This is a genomic window from Streptomyces sp. f51, from assembly GCF_037940415.1.
Taxonomy (GTDB): Bacteria; Actinomycetota; Actinomycetes; order Streptomycetales; family Streptomycetaceae; genus Streptomyces.
The window spans coordinates 500,335-515,159 of sequence record NZ_CP149798.1 but is presented as its reverse complement, the minus strand read 5'-3'; the positions used below and the strand labels follow the sequence as shown (position 1 = coordinate 515,159).

Here is a 14,825-nt window from a genome sequence, read left to right as displayed (position 1 = left end):
ATCCCCGCTGACCTGCGCAGTTACCGGGGTTCACACAAAGGACCGCACGACATGGCACGACCCGTACGCTCCATCGCCGCGCTTGCCGGTTCCGTCGGTCTGGCGGCTCTCGGCGTGGTCCTCCCCGGTTCCGCGGACGCCGCGGACGCGACCCCCGCTGTCACCATCGACGGCGTCACGTCCGACTACGACGCCCCGGGCGCCGAGAACCCCGGCGGTATCGTGACGGGGACCGCCGACGTGACATTCACCGTGCACGCCGCCGACTCGGGCCCCGAGCCCTACGCCGCCGTGGTGAGCGTCTCCGGATACGGCGCGGGAACCGGTGAGGTCAGCCGGCGGATCGACCTCGCCCCCGGTGACTGCCTGCCGTCGTGCACCCTGCACGCCGCTCTCGACACCGCGGCGACCAAGCCGTTCGCGGGCGCCGGATCGATCGCCACGCCTCTCGTCCAGGACGGCGCCAACGACATCCGCGTCGAGGTCCTGACGGCCCGTCCTTCGACCACCGCGGCCACCGCCGACATCACCGTGGACAACCACCGGCCCACGGTCACGCTGCCCGATCTGCCCGGCGACGACGCGTGGACCGACAGCAAGCCGGTGGGTCTCAGCGCGGACCGTGAACTGAAGGTGCGGGCCGTCGCCCGGGACGGTGGCGGCGGTGTCTCCCGCGTGGAGTTCTTCTCCGACCACCCGGCCTGGCCCGCGCCCACCCAGCTGACCGAGGAGGGCGACGGCACCTGGACGGGCGCTGTCGACACCAGCAAGATCTACTCGACGCTGTGGATGTCCCAGTACGTGGTCGCCTTCGACGAGGAGGGCCGCGCCGGCGTGCCCGTGCGGGCGGACGTCCTCGTCGACCACGGATTCACCGTCACACCGGTGGTCGACCCGGTGACCCACAGCCTGCCGTCCGTGGTCACCCTGAATTACAAGTACCCCGGCAGCCTCGCGCAGCCGTTCCCCCGCAACCTCAACTACGCCTACCCGGTCTCCACCCGCGTCCTGCTGGACGACAAGCTCCTCGCCACGTCCCGGGTCGCCGACTTCACCTACGAGGGCTACCCGGACCGCCTCTACGCGAGCCTCGGCGACAACACCGTGCCGTACGGCAAGCACACGCTCACCTTCGACGTCACCGACAACCGGGGTGCCCACGGCACGGTGCGGACCTCGGTCGACGTCGTCTCCGGAGTCGACGCGAGCTGGGTCTCCGGCTTCGGCGAGTTCCCGGTCGCCGGCAAGACCTGGAAGGTCGAGGCGACGACCACGGCCGACGACGGAGTCAGCCGCGCGCAGACCTGGACGATGACCGTCGACGGGAAGACGATCAGCAGCGGTTCCTACCCCGCGCCGCCCTCCGGGACCTGGAAGGCGGACACGCCCGGCCTGCACGAGTTCGCCCTGACCACGGTCTCGCAGTTCGGGGACACCTCCGTCACCACACAGCCGTTGCGCGTCCTCGCGGCGACGACCACCAAACTCGGCGGCCCCGCCCTCACCACCTACGGTGCCAAGCAGGCCCTGACCGCCACCGTGACCCAGACCGGTGGCAAGCCCGCGGCCGGGGCGGCGGTCTCCCTCCAGTTCCGGCCCCAGGGCAGCACGACGTGGAGCACGGTCGCGAAGGCCGCCACGGACGGCAAGGGCACCGCCCACTTCACCACCACGGCCAAGCGCAGCGGCACCTGGGCCGCGGTCACCGCCGCGAAGAACCTGACCTGGACGACCTCGACGAGCGCGACGGTGACGGGCAAGGTCAGGGCGACGCTCACCGTCAAGAGCCCGACGACCGCCGTCCACCACGGCAAGACCGTCAGCTACCGCGTGACCAGCACGCCGTACGTCGCCCGGAACCAAGATCTACCTTCAGGTGAGGGAGATCGACGGCACCTGGAGCACCGGCCCGGCCACCAAGCTCAACGCCGACGGTACGGCTGTCTTCACCCAGAAGTTCTCCCGCGTGGGCACCGGCACGCTGCGCTTCTACCGTCCCGCGGGCACCACCCTGACGAGTTCGTACTCGACGGCCTGGACCGTCCACGTCAGCTGAGCCGGTGTCGGTGCGGTGCCCGCAGGTGCGGACACCGCACCGACGCGAAACGGACCCCCCACCGTTGACATCTTCACGGGCACTCGCTTTACTCCCGGACAACACCGGAGCCGTGCTCCGGGTTCAGAGGCACGCCCAGCCGGTATGCAGGCCCCGCGCCACGAGCCCGGCCCAAGTCGCCAGGACGTTCTGACGCGTCCGAGGCGGGGACGTGCCCTCTTCCCCCTGGGAGCTCATTCACATGGGCCAATTCAGTACTCCCTCCCATACGTTGATGGGCGCCGTCGTGGGCGCGGCGGCGCTGGTCGGTGCTCTGGTCGCCCCGACGGCCACCGCGCGGGCCGCATCGGTGCCCCTGCCGCCCGCCCACGCCGGCTTCGACTATCAGATCGGCGGTGCCTACACCCCGCCGGCCGGGGTGAAGGTCGTCACCCGGGACAACGCCGCCTCCCCGGCGGCCGGCCTGTACAACATCTGCTACGTCAACGCCTTCCAGGCGCAGCCGGGCGCCGAGAACGAGTGGGACGCCGACCTGCTGCTGCGGGACGCGTCCGGCAAGGTCGTCTACGACACGGACTGGGGCGAGGCCTTCCTCGACGTCGGCACCGACGCCAAGCGTCAGCGGATCGCCGCCAAGATCGGGACCCTGATCGACAGTTGCAGGACCAAGGGCTTCCAGGCGATCGAGCCCGACAACTACGACAGCTACACCCGTTCGGGGAATCGGCTGACGGCCGCCAACGCGCAGGCGTTCATCAAGCTGCTGTCCGCCCGCGCCCACGCGGACGGTCTCGCCATCGCCCAGAAGAACACTCCCGAGCTGGCGGGCAACCACACCGCCAACGGTCTGGACTTCGCCGTGGCCGAGGAGTGCGGCCAGTACGACGAGTGCGGCGACTACACCAGCGCCTTCGGGAACAACGTGATCGTGATCGAGTACACCAACTCCGGCAGGACCAAGGCCTGCAACGGATGGGGTGGCACGCTGAGCATCGTGCAGCGCGACGTGGACGTCAGACCGGCGGGAAGCAGCGGTTACGTGCGCAAGACCTGCTAGACCGCGATCCGGACCGAGTCGGCTGCCGGCCCGCGGCGACGGGACACCGCCGCGGGCCGGCAGGCCTTCCTCGTACGCCCGGTCAGAGGTGGCCGTCCAGGAACGTCCGTACCTCGGCCGTGGACATGGGTCCCGTGCCCTGTGCCACCGCCTCTCCCGCCTTCAGCAGGACGTAGGACGGGGCTCCGGTGATCCTGTAGCGCGTGGTCGCGGCCGGACAGCGTGTGATGTCGGCACGGACGGCCGTCAGACGGCCGGTGTACTCGTCGGCGATGTCACCCACGACGAGGTCCATCGCCCGGCAGGGCTCGATCGCCTTGGGCCATGTCCCGGTGAAGTAGGCGAGGACCGGGACGTCGCTCATCCCGAGGATGAACTCGAACTCCGCGTCCTCCCGCGGCTGGTGAACCCGCTTCGACCCCATGGAAGCTCCTGACCTCGCGTTCCGTCATGTCACCCCCATCTTCCCCCGGCGGATCACCGGACCGGTTCGGCTCCTTCACCGGTCGGCCCTTCGCGAGGGATCCGGGGTCGGGTCAGGCGTCCAGGCGGCGTCCCGCCAGCCAGGTGACGATCTCGGGATCGTGGTGGTCGAAGAACAAGGAGCCGCCCGTGTCGAGCGTCGCGATCCGGGTCATCTGCTCGTCCGTGAGCCGGAAGTCGAAGACGTCGATGTTCTCGGCCATGCGCTCGGCGCGTACGGACTTGGGGATCGCGACGACGCCGCGTTGGGTGAGCCAGCGCAGCACGACCTGGGCGACCGACCTGCCGTACTCCTTGCCGATCTCGGTCAGCAGAGGGTTGGCGAACAGGTCGTTCCTGCCCTCGGCGAAGCCGCCCCAGGACTGGATCTGCACGCCGTGCTCCCGCATGAGGTCCTGGTAGCCGGCACGCTGGAAGAAGGGGTGGGTCTCGATCTGGTTGACCTGCGGGGTGATCTCGTTGTTGACGATCAGGTCGATCAGCCGGTCGGGAGAGAAGTTGGCGACGCCGATCGCCTTCGCCGCGCCCTCGCGATTGAGGGCTTCCATGGCCCGCCACTGGCCGTATACGTCGCCGAAGGGCTGGTGCATCAGATACAGGTCGAGGTGGTCCAGGCCCAGCCTGGTCAGGGACTTCTCGAACGCGCGCCTCGCGTTGTCCTCGGCGGGGGCGTCCTGGACCCACAGCTTGGTGGTGACGAACAGGTCCGCGCGGGCGACGCCGCTGGACCTGATGGCCCGGCCTACGGCTTCCTCGTTGCCGTACGCGGCGGCGGTGTCGAGCAGGCGGTAGCCGGCGGCCAGCGCCTCGGAGACGGCACGTTCGGTGTCCTCGGCGGGGATCTGGTAGACGCCGAAGCCGAGGAGCGGCATCTCGACGCCGTTGTTGAGGGTGACGGTCTGCATGAGCGTGATGTCCTTCGCGGTGCGGGTCGGGGGGAGGGGATCAGCGTTCGAGCATCCGCGCCTGGGCCGCGTTGTGGGTGTCACCGGCGGCGGGCGGCATGGCGCTGAGCGTGTCGAGCTGCTCGGCGGTCAGCGTGACGGCGTCGGCGGCCGTGTTCTCCTCGACCCGGCCGACACGCTTGGTGCCGGGAATCGGGGCGATGTCGTCGCCCTGGGCGAGCAGCCAGGCCAGCGCGACCTGCGCGGGAGTGGCGCCGACCTCGCCGGCCAGGGCCTTGACCTCGTCGGCGAGCGCGAGATTGCGCCGGAAGTTCTCGCCGGTGAAGCGGGGGTTGCCGCGGCGGAAGTCGTCCTCGTCGAACGCGTCGGTGGAGCGGACCGTGCCGGTCAGGAAGCCGCGTCCGAGCGGGGAGAACGGCACGAGGCCGATGTTCAGCTCGCGCAGCACGGGCAGAATCCGCTCCTCGATACCCCGCGTCCACAGCGAGTACTCGGACTGGACCGCCGTGACCGGCTGGACGGCGTGGGCGCGGCGGATCGTGTCGGGGCCCGCCTCGGAGAGCCCGAAGGCCCGGACCTTGCCCTCGGTGATCAGCTCGCCGACGGCCCCTGCGGTCTCCTCGATCGGTGTGTTCGGGTCGACCCGGTGCTGGTAGTACAGGTCGATGTGGTCGGTGCCCAGCCGCTTGAGGGAGCCCTCCACGGCCGTACGGATGTTGGCCGGGCCGGAGTCCAGGTTCCAGGCGCCCTCGCCCGCGTGGGAGACCAGACCGAACTTGGTGGCCAGCACCACCTGCTCCCGGTGTCCCTTCAGCGCCCGGCCCAGCAGCTCCTCGTTGACGTAGGGGCCGTAGATCTCGGCGGTGTCGATCAGCGTGACGCCCAGCTCCAGGGCCCGGTGCAGGGTCCTGATCGACTCCGCGTCGTCGCTGCCCGCACCGGTGTAGCCGTGGGACATGCCCATGGCGCCCAGGCCGATCCGGGAGACTTCCAGGTCACGCAGCTTGATGTACCGCATCTCGCCCTCTTCCGATCCAAGGTGGTAACCGCCCTCCCACCGTCGCCCGGCCCGACAGGTCGTGTCGGCCGGACATCGGCGGGCGGGCGGCGTCTTCCTGATTCACCTTGGCCCGGATCGGTCCGATGTGGCAGGGCGGGCTCTTCAGGGGTCATGACAGGGCCCCCCTCCCGCCCGCGCGACGGGTGCCCGGCGGGTGAGACTGGGGTCATGGCAACCGAGAGCGCGCACGGCGAGGGCGCCGAGCTGGGCCGCTACCTGCGCGCCCGCCGCAACCAGACCAGCCCCGAACACGTCGGCCTCACCGTCGGCGCCGGGATCCGCCGCACCCCCGGTCTGCGCCGCGAGGAACTGGCCACCCTCGCCGGCATCAGCATCGACTACTACGTACGCCTGGAGCGCGGCAAGGAGACCCGCCCCAGCCCCGCCGTCCTCGACTCCCTCGCCCGTGCCCTGCGCATGGACGACCAGGAACACCAGCACCTGCGCGAACTCGCCGCCCGCGCGGCCCGCTACGCACCCGAACCGCCCCCGGCGCCGAGCCGCACCGTGCGCCCCCATCTGAAGCTGCTGCTGGAGTCACTGCGCCCCAACCCCGCCTACGTGATCAGCCGCAGCATGGACGTGCTGGCCTGGAACCCCGGCGGCCTCGCCCTGTACGCGGGCCTGGAGGACTGGCCGCTCAAGCACCGCAACCTCGCCCGCTACCTCTTCCTCCACCCGGCGGCACGTGACCTGTTCCCGGACTGGGACCGCCAGATCACCGGCTGCGTCGCCCGGCTGCGCGCCGTCGCCGGCACCGCCCCCGACGCCCCCGACCTCACCCACCTCGTCGGTGAACTGCTCCTGAAGAGCCCGGACTTCGCGGGCCTGTGGGAACGCTACGAGGTCACCGGCCGCAAGCCCACACAGAAGATCTTCCAGCACCCGCAGGTCGGAACGGTCACCCTCACCTCGCAGTCCCTGCATGTCGAGGGCACCCCGGGCCAGCGAATCGGCGTCTACACCGCCGAACCCGGGAGCCCCGACCACGACGCCCTGCTCCTCCTCGACATGAGCGCACCCCGGCCCGCCGAACGCCCGGCGGCCGCTCCCGAGGCACGCGACCGGCGGTCGTAGGGGTCGGCTCCCGACCGGGGTGACCCCTTCCGACGCCGTCGGCGCCACCCGGCCGGGAGACGCCGTCGGCGTCACCCGGCCGGGATCGGCTGGGTCAGGTTCACCGGGTTGCCGTCGGGGTCCTGGACATGGGCGACGCGCTGCCCCCACGGCATGTCGTTCGGGCCGCCGGTGACCGAGCCGCCGAGCGCGGTCACCCGGCCGAGCGCCTCGTCGACGTCGTCGACGGCGATGCTGAGCAGCATCCGCGGCGCCGCCGCGGTCCCCGCTTCCTCCTTGGCCACGAGCCCGAGGTCGGTGTCGCCGATGCGCAGACCGACGTAGAAGACGGGGCCCTCCTCCGGGACCCGGAAGATCTCTTCTGCGCCGAACAGTTTCGTGTAGAAGCCGAGCAGAACGTCGTGGTGGGCGGTCAGGATCACCGGCTGGATGGTGGACATGGCACTCCTGTCGAGAACGGTCGTGTCGGTGGGTAGACCGTCCGAGGCCGCTGAACTCATCGCTGGAGCCACCCCGCCGGGGGAAGGCCGAGCACGTCACTCAGAGTGAATCGCGTCCGACGTCGGTCATGCGGGCGTCGTAACCGGTGTCGGGGTCGACCACGCGGCCGGCGGCCCACCAGTTCTCGCGGGCCGTCTCGAACACCACGATCATGACGTCCTCCTCGGGGACGCCCGCGAACCGTCGGAGGTTGTCGACGATGGCACGGAACAGCTCGTTCTTCCGCTCGGCGCTCCGTTCGTTGAACGCCAGCTGGATGAACATGGCCCGCTCGCCTCGCGGCAGGCCGAACACGACCGGCTGTATGACGAAGTTGTCGGGCGTCACCTCGTGGAAGACGTGGAACTGATCGTCCTCGGGGATCTTCAGGACGTCGACCATGGCCTTGTGCAGGGCGGTCGAGACGTCACGCCGGTACTCGGGAGTGGTGCCCCGGCGGAGGTGGACGGTGATCAGCGGCATGATGCCCCCTGCTGCTCCGGTGACTTCGGGGAGGGTTCCTCGCTCATGCCGGCAACGCTAGGAGCGCCCGTGGCCATGCGGCCAACGAATGTCACGCATGGTGGATATGCTCGCTGCTCATGGACGTCACGGTGGTCGGCCTCCGGGTGCTCCGCGAGGTGGCCGAGCGGGGCACTTTCACGGCGGCGGCCCAGGAGTTGGGCTACACGCAGTCGGCGGTCTCCCGGCAGGTGGCCGGCCTGGAACAGGCCGCCGGCGTCCGCCTGTTCGACCGCTTTCCGGGCGGTGTGCGCCTGACCGCCGAGGGCCGGGCCCTGCTCCGCCACGCCGTGACCGCGCTCGACGCGCTGGACGCGGCCGATCGCGAACTGCGCGGCGCGCGCGACGACTCGGGCCGGGTGCGGCTCGGCCACATCCCCGCCGCGGGACCGGTGCTGGTGGCCCACGCGCTGGCGACCCTGCGCCGGGAGCGCCCCCGCCTCCAGTTCTCCACCAGGGAGGGAACCACGCCGTCCCTGGTGAGGGCCCTGCGCGCCGGTGCCCTCGACCTGGCCCTGCTGGCCTCGCGGCCACCGCACCGCTCTCCCGACACCGACGATCCGCCCCTCCATACCGAACCGCTGCTGGAGGACCGTCTGGTCGTGGCGGTGCCGGCCGACGGCCGCTTCGCCGGCCGGGGCGAGGCCGCGGCCGGGGAACTCGCCGACGAGACGTGGATCGCCGCCCCGTCCGGCAGGGGCGAGCCGTTGCTCGGCGTCTGGCCGGGGCTGCCCGGGCGGCTCCGGGTCCACCACGCCGGCCGCGACTGGCTGACGAAACTGCACCTGGTCGCGGCCGGGGCCGGTGTCACGACGGTCCCCGCCACGCTGAGGTCCGTGCTCCCACCCGGCGTCCGGCTCGTCACGGTGGCCGACCTGCCCGAAGAGCGGCGCCGCGTCAGCCTCGTACGGCTTCCCGGCCCCACCGCCCCACCGGTCGACGCCGTGCTGCACGCACTCCGCCGCCGAGCCGCCGAACTCGCCGACTGAGAGGTACCTCCCCGGTGTCCCGTGTCCTGGGCCGAAGGGCTTCAGTTCCCCAGCGACGACAGGGCCGCCGCGACCCGCTCCGAAGCCTCGGGCGGGGTCGAGGCGTGCGGGGAGAAGCGGAGGGAGTCCGCGCGGACCGTCGGGGTCACTCCCTCGGCGTGCAGGGCCTTCGCGACCACGGCCGGGTCGTGGTCCGGCAGTGTGAAGGACAGGATGCCGGCGCGGCGTGCCGGGTCGGCGGGGGAGAGGACACGGCCGCCGTGTTCCTCGACCGTCACGGTGAGTTCGGCGATCCGCTCGGCGACGGCGGCCTCGATCGCCGCGACCGTGTGCCGTTCGACCAGATCCAGCGCGGACGCGAACGCGGCGGCCGTGACCGGGCTGAGATGGGTGATCGACCATCGTCGCGCGTCCGCGGCGGGCGGGTGTTCGGCTCCGTCGAAGAGACCGACGTTCTCGACTCCCGTCCAGCCGGTGAGGACCGGCTCCAGCGACTCCAGCGCCCGGTCCGACAGCGCCGCGAAACCGGTCGCCCAGCCGGCCCGCAGCCATTTCTGGCCGCCCGCCACCACCACGTCGGCCGCGTCCCAGTCCATCGTGGCCACGCCGAACGCCTGGATCGCGTCCACGATCAGCAGCCGGTCGGGTCCGATCGCCTCGCGCAGGGCCGCCAGATCGGTACGGAATCCGGTGCGGAAGTCCACGGCGCTGACGGACACCGCGACGACGTCGTCCGTCAGAGCGGCACGGACCAGATCCGGGGTGACCCCGCCACCGGGCACCGGATCCAGCCAGCGGGGCGTGGCCCGGCCCAGCTCGGCGGTCCGGCGCCACGGGTAGTGGTTCGCCGGGAAGTCCGTGCGCGGGGTGAGGACCACGCCCGTCCGGATTCCGAGGGCCGCGTGGAACAGACCGGTGGAGGCGTTGGGGAGCAGCACGGTGTGCTCGCTGTCGGTGCCCGCGAGCCGCGCGGCCGTGTCCCGTGCGAGCGATTCCGCGCGCATCAGGCCGTCCACGGTGGTGTGATCGGCGCGCCCGGACTCCTCCATGGCACGCGCGGTGGCGGCCACGGCGTCCCGCGACGGGGGACCGAACCGCGCGAAGTCGAGGTACCCGGCGGGGGTGTCGAAATGGGCTGCGTACGACGTCAGCACGGGGCTCGTCCTTCCGGGGCGGTGCGGGGGTACGGGGGGTGGTGACAGGGCGAATCGGGGCGGGCGGCGGTGACGGCGGGGCCGCCGGGTGAGCGGTACCGCGGGGCGACGCACCGGGTGACCGGGGTTCCGCGTTGCGTCGTCCCGGGCGCGCCGCACCCGCCTGCACGGTACGCGTCGCGCCCCGCCACGACCTGCCCGGGGTGTCGGCCCGCACGCGGAAAGGGGACGGCCGGGCACCCTCCGAGAAGGTGCCCGGCCGTCCCTCCCGCCGGTGCCGGCGCGGCCCGAACCGAAGCCGTCAGTGCCCGGCGGACTCCTCCGGACGCGCCTGGCGCGGCAGCAGGAACGCGAGCAGGAACGTCAGGGCCAGCATGCCGTCGACGATCCAGAGCAGCGTCTGCATGACGGAGCCGAAACCGCTCCGGAAGGCCGACATCGCGGTGGCCTGGAGCGCGGCCGGGACCCGGGCGCCGGCCTCCGGCGAGGTCACGGCGGAGCGGGTCTCCTTCTCCAGGCGGGCGCAGGACGCCGGGGTCGCCTCGGGATCCTTGGCGGTGGCGCGGTCGGCGGTGCAGGTGCGCAGGCCCGCCACGATGCGGTCCTGGGCGTCGGGTGCGACGTGCGCCGCGGTCAGCTGCGCCCGCAGGTGGTCCGAGCGGTGGTCGACGGCGGTGCCGATCCCGCCGCCCAGCAGACCGAAGAACGCGGTTCCGAGGATGGCCACGCCGAAGGCGCCGCCGAGCTGCTGCACCGCGGTCATCGTGCCGGACGCCGAACCCGTCTCGTGCTGCTCCACGCTGGCGAGCACGATGTCGAAGAACGGGGCCATGAGCAGGCCCATACCGATACCCGTGACGAGCAGCGACGGCAGGAGCTGCCAGGGGCCGACACCGGACCCCACCTGGTCCAGGGTCAGCCACACGCCGAAGACACCGACGGCCATGACCAGCGCGCCCGCCTGGAGCACGGTCCGGCCGAACCTGACCACACCCTGGGCGATGCCGAAGCCGACGATCATGCCGCCCGACCACGGCACCATCACCAGGCCCGCCTTGAGCGGCGAGTAGCCGAGGCCGATCTGGGTGTACAGGTTGAAGACGAGCATGAAGCCCTGCATGGTCGAGAAGAAGACCAGGCCGAGGACCATGCCGCCGCTGAAGCCGCGCTTGCGGAAGAGGCTGGGGACGACCAGCGGGTCCTGGCCGGCCTTGCTGCGGCGCGACTCGTAGAGCGCGAAGGCGACGAAGACGACGACGGAGGCGCCCATCATCAGGAACGTCCACACGGGCCAGTCGTACTCACGGCCCTGGACGAGCGGGAAGATGATGAGCAGCGCGCCCAGGGAGACCAGGATCATGCCGGGGATGTCGAGGCGCGGCTTGGCGTCCGAGCGGCCCCTGGGGAGGTAGCGCACGGCGCCGAGGATCGCCGCCGCGCCCAGCGGCAGGTTGATGAGGAAGATCATGCGCCAGCCGGTGCCGAAGTAGTCGGCGTCCACCAGCCAGCCCGCCAGGATCGGCCCGCACACCGCGGACAGACCCATGACCGGGCCGAACATGCCGAAGGCCTTCTGGGACTCCTTCGGCGGGAACATCTCCTTGATCATGCCGAGGCCCTGCGGCAGCATCACCGCGCCGAACAGGCCCTGCACCACCCGCGCGCCGATCAGCATGCCGGGCGACACGGACACGGCGCACAGCAGCGAGCCGAGGGTGAAGCCGGCCGCCCCGATCAGGAACATCGTGCGGCGCCCGTGGATGTCGCCGAGCCGTCCTCCGGTGACGAGCCCGACGGCCATCGAGAGGGTGTAGGCGGCGGCGAGCCACTGGAGCGTGGAGGCGCCGCCGCCGAGGTCGGCCCGCATGGACGGACCGGCGATGTTCGTGACGACGGCGTCGAGGAGGTCCATCACCTCGGCCGCGAGGATCACGAACAGCGCAGCCCAGCGCCACCGGTACGGCGCTGGTGAGTCGATGGGCGTCTCGGCGGACGCGACACCGGTGGTGGACATCGGAAACTCCTAGGAGGCACGAGAAGAGAACGCCGTTCACCCTAACAGAACAGCGCTCACCGAGAGAACGGCGTTCATTAAGATATAGCGCAACCTCGCGACGCAGACAAGATATATCGCGTTGAGGCGAGGTGAACGCCGATCTCCAGGAGAGAACACTGCTCTCCGGCGCCTAGACTGTGGTCATGAGCGACGCGGCCGCCGGCACTCCCGCATCACCCCCGCCGTCCCCCTGGGAGCGCGAGCGTCCCGTCCGCGCTCGCGTCGCCCCGGCACGTGAGCCGCTGTCGCGCGAGCGCATCGTCGAGGCGGCCTTCGTCGTGCTGGACCGGTCAGGGCTCGACAAGCTGTCGATGCGTCAGGTGGCGGCCGAACTGGACGTCGCGGTCTCCGCCCTCTACGCCTACGTCCGCTCCAAGGACGACCTTCTGGAGCTGATGTACACCCGGCTCTTCGCCAGTTTCACGCTGCCCGAACCCGACCCTGAGCGCTGGCGGGAGCAGGTGCGGGAGTACGCCCGCTCCTGGCGCCGGCGGCTGCTGTCCCATCGCGACATGGCCAGGATCTCCATGGCGCACGTCCCCTTCACCGCCGAACTGCTGCCGTACGTCGAGGCGTTGCTCGCCATCTTCCGTACGGCGGGACTGCCCGACCGTATTGCGGCGGAGGCCGGTGACCTCATCTCGACCTACATCGACGGGTTCGTCCTGGAGGAGGGCATGTGGCAGGACCGGGCCGCCCAGCAGTCGGGCGGCGGCTCCCTGGCCCGCCCCGACTGGCGCGAGATGGCCGACGAGATGCAGAACTACTTCGCGTCCCTGCCCGAGGAGGACTTCCCGCATCTGCGGGCCCTGTCCGGATCGATGGTGACGGAGTCCTCCGACGAGCGGTTCGACATCGGTCTGGAGATCATCCTGCGCGGCCTCGCGAGCTATCTCCCGGACCGCGGGGCCTGAGCCCGGGGCGGGCCGCCGCGGACCCGCCCCGCACGCCCCGCCCCTCGCGCCTCAGTTGTTCCAGCTCTCGTCGTACGGATCGTGCGGCGTCGGGACGGGCTTCGCCGTCGCGACCCGGAGGTACGGGATGACGCCGCCGTTGACCGGGTCCTTCGTGCGCTTGGCGGTGTAGCGCCCGGTGACCTCGAGCCAGGTGTCGGGGCGCAGTACCGGCGGGATCCGCCCGGACAGGCCGATCTTCACCGGCTGGGCGTCCGCGGCACAGCAGTTGAGGGCCATGCGGACGAGATACGGAGCGCCGGCGCGGTCGAGCGCGACGAAGCCGATGACCTTGACCTGCCGGCCACCGATCGAACGGCCGTGGTCGTACGCCGCCCTGCTCGCGTAGTCGACCAGGCCGAGGCTGACCGGATCGCCGGAGGGCAGCTTGGCGTAGCCGAAGGGTGCCTGGAGCGCCGTACCGGTGCGCATCGCGCTGTACGAGCCGAGGGCGGGCGGGGCGACGAGGATGAGCGCGAGCAGCGGGAGGACGAGCAGCCACGAGATCCGCGGCTCACGGTGCCCGTGCCCGTGCCCGTGGCCGTCCGTGTCCTTGTCCGGGGCCGCGCCCTCGCGCCCCTCGGCCCCCGCGGGTTCGCCTTCGTGACCGGCCGCGTGAGCGTCGGCGTCGGTGACCGCGGCCGCCTTCCGGTGGTCGCGTATCTCGTACCAGACCGTGGCGAGAGCCGTGAGGATGAGGACGACGCCCGCGGCGAGCAGCAGGGGGCGCAACCCGGCCTTGACGTACCGCAGATAGAGGTCCGTGACGCTCGCGTGCAGCACCGCCGCGCCGACGAGGAAGAGCACGGCCGCCTGGGCCTGCCGGTTCACAGGAGCACCGTCCCGATCAGTACGGACACGAGGATCGCGAGCACGAAGGTGGTGGGCGCGAAGCGGGCCGCGAAGCCGCGGCCGAACGTGCCGACCTGCATGGCGAAGAGCTTCAGGTCGATCATCGGGCCGACGACGAGGAACGCCAGCCGTGCGGTGAGGGAGAACTGGGTCAGCGAGGCGACCACGAACGCGTCGGCCTCGGAGCAGATCGACAGCAGGACGGCGAGGATCGCGAGGGCAAGGACGGACACCACCGGGTTCCCGGCCGCGGCGTGCAGCCAGCTCGCCGGGACGACGGCCTTGAGCGTGGCGGCCGCCATCGCGCCGAGCACGAGGAACCCGCCCGCGTGCATCACGTCGTGCCGGACGGAGGACCAGAACGCGGCCCCCTTGCCGAGCCCTTCGTGCTCGGGGCGGGCCGGCGGGCGCAGCCAGTCGGTGCGGCCCAGCCGCTGCCACAGCCAGCCCATCGCGCAGGCCACGAGGAGGCTGGCGACGAATCGGGCGAGCACCATCTCCGGGTTGCGGGGGAAGGCGACGGCGGTGGCCGTGAGCACGATCGGGTTGATCGCCGGTGCGGACAGCAGGAACGCGAGGGCGGCGGCCGGGGTGACGCCCCGGCGCACCAGCGCCCCGGCGACCGGTACGGAGGCGCACTCGCAGCCGGGCAGGATCGCTCCGGCCATCCCGGCGACCGGCACCGCGAGCGAGGGCCGCTTGGGCAGCGCGCGGGCGAAGAACGTCGGCGGGACGAACACGGCGATGACCGCGGACAGCAGGACGCCGAGGACGAGGAAGGGCAGGGCCTGGACCACCACCGCGACGAACACGGTCATCCAGCTCTGCATCACCGGTGCGGACAGGGCTCCGCGGATCGGCCCCTGTGAGGCGATGACCAGCAGCAGGAGCATGGTCAGGGCGAGCGGGGAGTCGAAGTTCCAGCCCTGCCGGCCCCGGCGGTCGTCCTCGTCCCGCCGTCGGACCGGCGGCGGGGCTTCCTTGGTGATGGTCACGCTCTGGGTACCTCCGGTCGGGGAAGGGCGTGGCTGCGGATGCCCTTCCGCCTTGCATACGCGGGTTCGGCCACAGCTTCTCACCGGGTGTGGGAGGGATTGCCCGCACCGGGGCCTTTCTTGACCTCCACCGGACCCGCGGCGTCCTGCGGCCGGCGACGGCGGCCGTTGTCACATCTCTTCACA

Annotated in this window: 14 protein-coding genes; 5 read left to right on the top strand and 9 right to left on the bottom strand. The window is 71.5% G+C overall.

All coding sequences use genetic code 11. The features are described 5' to 3' along the window. The first annotated feature begins 51 nt into the window (after positions 1-51). Together WJM95_RS02295 and WJM95_RS02290 are read left to right on the top strand one after the other, a co-directional pair. Entirely contained in the window at positions 52-2,124 is a 2,073-nt protein-coding gene (locus WJM95_RS02295) for a hypothetical protein (RefSeq protein ID WP_339127756.1), read from the top strand. 206 nt (positions 2,125-2,330) lie between these two features. Then, positions 2,331-3,113: an endo alpha-1,4 polygalactosaminidase gene (locus tag WJM95_RS02290; RefSeq protein ID WP_339127755.1), complete on the top strand. Its 783-nt coding sequence runs from the start codon at positions 2,331-2,333 to the stop codon at positions 3,111-3,113. A gap of 82 nt (positions 3,114-3,195) precedes the next feature. On the opposite strand, the gene WJM95_RS02285 is transcribed toward WJM95_RS02290, so the two are convergent. The 3 genes from WJM95_RS02285 to WJM95_RS02275 form a co-directional block, all read right to left on the bottom strand. Continuing rightward, positions 3,196-3,537, bottom strand: coding sequence for a thioredoxin domain-containing protein (locus WJM95_RS02285; RefSeq protein ID WP_339127754.1), 342 nt, complete (start codon positions 3,535-3,537; stop codon positions 3,196-3,198). A 112-nt stretch (positions 3,538-3,649) separates the two neighbouring features. Next, on the bottom strand, positions 3,650-4,501 hold the full coding sequence (locus tag WJM95_RS02280) for an aldo/keto reductase (protein WP_339127753.1): 852 nt from the start codon (positions 4,499-4,501) through the stop codon (positions 3,650-3,652). 40 nt (positions 4,502-4,541) lie between these two features. Then, positions 4,542-5,519: an aldo/keto reductase gene (locus tag WJM95_RS02275; RefSeq protein ID WP_339127752.1), complete on the bottom strand. Its 978-nt coding sequence runs from the start codon at positions 5,517-5,519 to the stop codon at positions 4,542-4,544. A 210-nt stretch (positions 5,520-5,729) separates the two neighbouring features. On the opposite strand from WJM95_RS02275, the gene WJM95_RS02270 reads away from it, so the two are divergent. Then, positions 5,730-6,638 (top strand): helix-turn-helix transcriptional regulator, encoded by a 909-nt coding sequence (locus WJM95_RS02270; RefSeq protein WP_339127751.1) that lies wholly within the window; start codon positions 5,730-5,732, stop codon positions 6,636-6,638. A 71-nt stretch (positions 6,639-6,709) separates the two neighbouring features. Here WJM95_RS02270 and WJM95_RS02265 read toward each other — a convergent pair whose 3' ends face one another. Together WJM95_RS02265 and WJM95_RS02260 are read right to left on the bottom strand one after the other, a co-directional pair. Next, positions 6,710-7,078: a VOC family protein gene (locus WJM95_RS02265; RefSeq protein ID WP_339127750.1), complete on the bottom strand. Its 369-nt coding sequence runs from the start codon at positions 7,076-7,078 to the stop codon at positions 6,710-6,712. A gap of 100 nt (positions 7,079-7,178) precedes the next feature. Then, complete coding sequence (locus WJM95_RS02260; protein WP_339127749.1) at positions 7,179-7,601, bottom strand: tautomerase family protein; 423 nt, start codon at positions 7,599-7,601, stop codon at positions 7,179-7,181. A 119-nt stretch (positions 7,602-7,720) separates the two neighbouring features. Here WJM95_RS02260 and WJM95_RS02255 point away from each other — a divergent pair, with 119 nt between their 5' ends. Next, positions 7,721-8,629, top strand: a complete 909-nt coding sequence (locus WJM95_RS02255; RefSeq protein ID WP_339127748.1) for a LysR family transcriptional regulator — start codon at positions 7,721-7,723, stop codon at positions 8,627-8,629. 41 nt (positions 8,630-8,670) lie between these two features. On the opposite strand, the gene WJM95_RS02250 is transcribed toward WJM95_RS02255, so the two are convergent. Together WJM95_RS02250 and WJM95_RS02245 are read right to left on the bottom strand one after the other, a co-directional pair. Then, entirely contained in the window at positions 8,671-9,783 is a 1,113-nt protein-coding gene (locus WJM95_RS02250; protein ID WP_339127747.1) for an aminotransferase class V-fold PLP-dependent enzyme, read from the bottom strand. A 301-nt stretch (positions 9,784-10,084) separates the two neighbouring features. Beyond that, a complete protein-coding gene (locus tag WJM95_RS02245; RefSeq protein WP_339127746.1) occupies positions 10,085-11,797 on the bottom strand; it encodes an MFS transporter in 1,713 nt (570 codons plus the stop codon). Positions 11,798-11,982: 185 nt separating this feature from the next. Here WJM95_RS02245 and WJM95_RS02240 point away from each other — a divergent pair, with 185 nt between their 5' ends. Beyond that, a complete protein-coding gene (locus tag WJM95_RS02240) occupies positions 11,983-12,753 on the top strand; it encodes a TetR/AcrR family transcriptional regulator (RefSeq protein WP_339127745.1) in 771 nt (256 codons plus the stop codon). A 51-nt stretch (positions 12,754-12,804) separates the two neighbouring features. Here WJM95_RS02240 and WJM95_RS02235 read toward each other — a convergent pair whose 3' ends face one another. Together WJM95_RS02235 and WJM95_RS02230 are read right to left on the bottom strand one after the other, a co-directional pair. Continuing rightward, the gene (locus WJM95_RS02235; protein WP_339127744.1) at positions 12,805-13,623 is read right to left on the bottom strand and encodes a TIGR03943 family protein; all 819 of its coding nucleotides are present in this window, start codon (positions 13,621-13,623) and stop codon (positions 12,805-12,807) included. Beyond that, positions 13,620-14,639: a permease gene (locus WJM95_RS02230; protein ID WP_339127743.1), complete on the bottom strand. Its 1,020-nt coding sequence runs from the start codon at positions 14,637-14,639 to the stop codon at positions 13,620-13,622. Before WJM95_RS02230 ends, WJM95_RS02235 begins: the two co-directional genes overlap by 4 nt. Between the last annotated feature and the right edge of the window lie 186 nt (positions 14,640-14,825).